The organism is Microcoleus sp. S13_C3 (assembly GCF_036700905.1).
Classification (GTDB): domain Bacteria; phylum Cyanobacteriota; class Cyanobacteriia; order Cyanobacteriales; family Microcoleaceae; genus Microcoleus.
The window spans coordinates 1-3,401 of sequence record NZ_JAUBPT010000303.1 but is presented as its reverse complement, the minus strand read 5'-3'; the positions used below and the strand labels follow the sequence as shown (position 1 = coordinate 3,401).

Sequence of the window (3,401 nt, the reverse complement as noted above, 5' to 3'; positions counted from 1 at the left end):
CCGTCCTTTTTGGACGGGCGGGACGCCCATCCCACAATAACAATTAAAATTGTAAGTTATTTAATTCGCGATCCTTATGAGTCCTGGACGTATCAACTAACCAACGAGCATAGTTGAAACCCACATTCCGCACCCGCAACGGGCAGCGTACAGTACCCCGTGCGGATAGAAGTGAATCAGGAGAGACAATAGTTAGTAATAATATTCAATAATTTATATCAGTAAACATAACGCTGTTCGGAATGGGGCCCGAAACAGCTTTCGATTCCACTCCCCGTCAACGGTTTTGGCCCAATGAGTTAGAAGAGTGGGTTTGCGGCTGTGGGAGTGGGGGCGTCAGCTTACTCGTGACGATGTGACAAAGGCTTTAGTTTTGTGGAATTTAGCAGCAGGGCGGACAGTCACAGCCGCCGCCCCTGCGGAAACCCGGTTTTAAGCTGTTGCGCGTTTAAATTGCATATTCGGGACGGGCTAGAAGCCCATCCCACAATAATTTGAGTGATTTTTGACACACAATTTAAATGGAGAACAGCTTAGTTGGTCAATTAATCTTTGCTTCCGCGCTAGATTTTTCAGATGCCGCAGCTTCCTTTATCTCTGAAATCGCTTTCCGGCTGAACATTTGGAAGTAGAGAGAAACAAAAAACTCTTTGACTGGAAAAACGATAAAAGTCAAAGGATTAATTGTCACGATGATATTGCGGGCATCAGCTTTAGCTTGTTTGACAACTTGCTGCGCTACCCAATCTGGAGACATAATGCCGATCGGGTTTAAGTTGCTTTTAAACGGCCCTAAAATCAGTTTGCGAACGATGCAGGGTGCATCTAGCCGGCGCAGGGTGACTAAATCTCCCAGGGCGCGCTTACTGAGTTCGTACAGGGGACTGACAGCGGGAATTACTTCTGCTTCTGAAGTGTTGATCCAGACTTCTTTGCAAGCAATGTTTTCGTTAGTACGGACTGTTAAGAAAAAGAGTTCCATCAGCCGCCACGCGGAAAAAGTGTTAATTTCGTATGAGTTTGCGATCGCCTCTCCTGTTCTTTCTCGCTGTACGTTAATCCCGTGATTGATGACGAGAATATCGATTTTTTCTAACAATTCTGCTAAATCTGCCTCTTGGCCAGCTTGCCAAGTTACGGTTTTTACAGGTAAATGTTCGCCGTCTAAATTCAAAGTAATTTCCTCATTTCCAGAGGAGAGGGCGATCACTTTTGCACCAGCTTTGTGCAGGTGTTTGAGTAGCAAACGCCCTAAAGTTCCCGATGCACCGGTGACGGCTACAGTTTTGCCTTTGAGAGAAAGTGCTGTACCCATAAGTTTATCTATTAAGGTGAAAGTACCGCAATAGTAAGCATTTTGATTGTCGAAGTGGTGCCGCCAGTGATAAGGTTTATTAACTAGCCACTTGCCAGGGGGAGTAAGGAAATCTCCCGGTTGGTGGGTGATGTCGGTTAATTCGTCTGCACCTTTGATGCCGCACCCACGGGCGATCGCGCTCAACAAAAAGCCTAAAGTATAAATACAACCGGCTGCTGCGCCCCAGTGATATTCCGGTAGCCCAAAATAAGCTACAACCCACAGCAACAACCCCAAAACCATCATCGCCGCAGCTTCGGGCACGTCGTGACGCCAGTGTGCTTGCTTGTAAATTGTCTCGCTGACGGGGGTCAAATTCGGGCGGAAAACGCGGTGATGCCAAGTGTGCAGCTTTTGCAGGGGTGCCCAATAATGGGACACGACGTGATAAAAGTCTCGTATTATTTCTGCCCAGCAGACAGAAGCTATTGCCACAGCGCCGACTATCCAGTAATTTACCATGCTCACATTAGTTTGAAATTTGAGATATTAGAGATTGTCTGTTTTGAAAGATAACTCAAAATGGCTTTTATTGCTAGTCTGGAAGTTGACTCAGGCGTTTTAAAATCTGCAAAACGCGGTACAATTCATTGCCGGGATTGGAAATAACAAATTCAGCCGATCGCGCATACTGGGGACTTTCCCCTCTAACTAACTTGACAAAATTGAAGTTAGCACCTGTGGTAATCATCCCAAAAGTAGGAGTTTCTGGGTTCGGATATGCCAGCATATATGTCAGGAGTTGTGCGAGTGCTTCGTCTGTTGAAAACGAAAGTTGTTTGGATTCAATTACTGTCACCCACAAGTTTGCTTTCATAATTAGGATATCTATTCTGCCTTCGATGATTCTGCCTTCGTCTTCCTCTTGAATAGCAATCGACTTTTCGGCTTTGACTTGAAAAGGAGACTCATACAGACCGGCAATAAACAAAATGGGGCTGATAATTGTTAGCTTGACTGCATTTTCCAATACAGGCGGGGTGTCTACCAAGTTGAAGTATATGTCTTGGACGCGATCGAGCAATTGTTTTTCTGAGTCTGTTACTTCGGGTAAGTTTTCTTGCCATTCTCGGAAAAATTCGCTGTTGCGAACTCGCTGCAAGCCGAAGTTATCGATTAGATAGCGGAGGTTGATATCTCTTGCTTGTACTTTTTGCATTATGATTAAGCAAGGCTTTTATGGTTATTAATAAGTTTAGCAGAATTTGGATTTTTAACCGCAGATGAACGCAAATGAACGCAGATGAAATTCTGAGTAAGTTAATTTGGCCCAGATGTCTGTTCATTGGGATTTGCGAGTACAATTCGCTATAAATTATTTTATTTTGGGGCCAATATACCCAATGATTATCTTTCCGGGCCCTAATTCTGTGCAGAAATGGAGTCGCCAAACTTTGTATGTCATGCGGACGTGTAAACTGAAAATACGCTTTTTCCCGTCAAGACACTGAATATTTAGTTGCTCTCTAAACTCCTTAAGCCTTGACTCACTCTCTGGAGATGCCTTACTAGGAAGATTATCCAAATTTAGCGCTCCGTCTGTCCAATTTTTGGATAATTCATCAAGCTCAAATAACTTTCTGACAACTTGTCGTAACATTTTCGGATCGACAAGGCTTTCTATTTGTTGGCGGACGCGATCGCAAAATTCCAGGCTGGAGAATAACTCAGCTCGACGGTTCCAAAGCTCCAAACCGTCAACCACCGCTGTTTGCTGACGTTTCTGAATCCAATTAGCGTGTTCGAGAACGTGGTTTTTCTGACTAGCATGAAGAACCTCTACGCTTTCTTCTATCAGCTCCCCATTCTCGTCAATTTGTATTAGTTCTAACTTGATACAACTGCTATTCCACAATAACTCTGAATTCAGACTAATTGCCAATGTTTCAAGGTAATAAGAAACTTTAAACCCTTCTGCTTGAATACCCTGTAAACTCAACTCACAATCGGGAGCTTCTACTTTTATTTTAATCCCACACTCCGCACTTCAATAACACTACATAGTATAGTACATTGCTAGGCCCGAATGAATAAGTAAAAATAC

Annotated in this window: 3 protein-coding genes; all 3 read right to left on the bottom strand. The window is 43.8% G+C overall.

Translation table 11 applies throughout. The features are described from left to right. Window positions 1-541: 541 nt before the first annotated feature. Window positions 542-1,819 carry a bifunctional sterol desaturase/short chain dehydrogenase gene (locus QUA16_RS36080; RefSeq protein WP_333109610.1) on the bottom strand — a complete coding sequence of 426 codons (1,278 nt, stop codon included), beginning with the start codon at window positions 1,817-1,819 and terminating at the stop codon, window positions 542-544. 73 nt (window positions 1,820-1,892) lie between these two features. Further along, the gene (locus QUA16_RS36075; RefSeq protein WP_333109611.1) at window positions 1,893-2,516 is read right to left on the bottom strand and encodes a restriction endonuclease subunit R; all 624 of its coding nucleotides are present in this window, start codon (window positions 2,514-2,516) and stop codon (window positions 1,893-1,895) included. A 156-nt stretch (window positions 2,517-2,672) separates the two neighbouring features. Then, window positions 2,673-3,296, bottom strand: a complete 624-nt coding sequence (locus QUA16_RS36070) for a hypothetical protein (RefSeq protein ID WP_333109612.1) — start codon at window positions 3,294-3,296, stop codon at window positions 2,673-2,675. Window positions 3,297-3,401 lie beyond the last annotated feature (105 nt).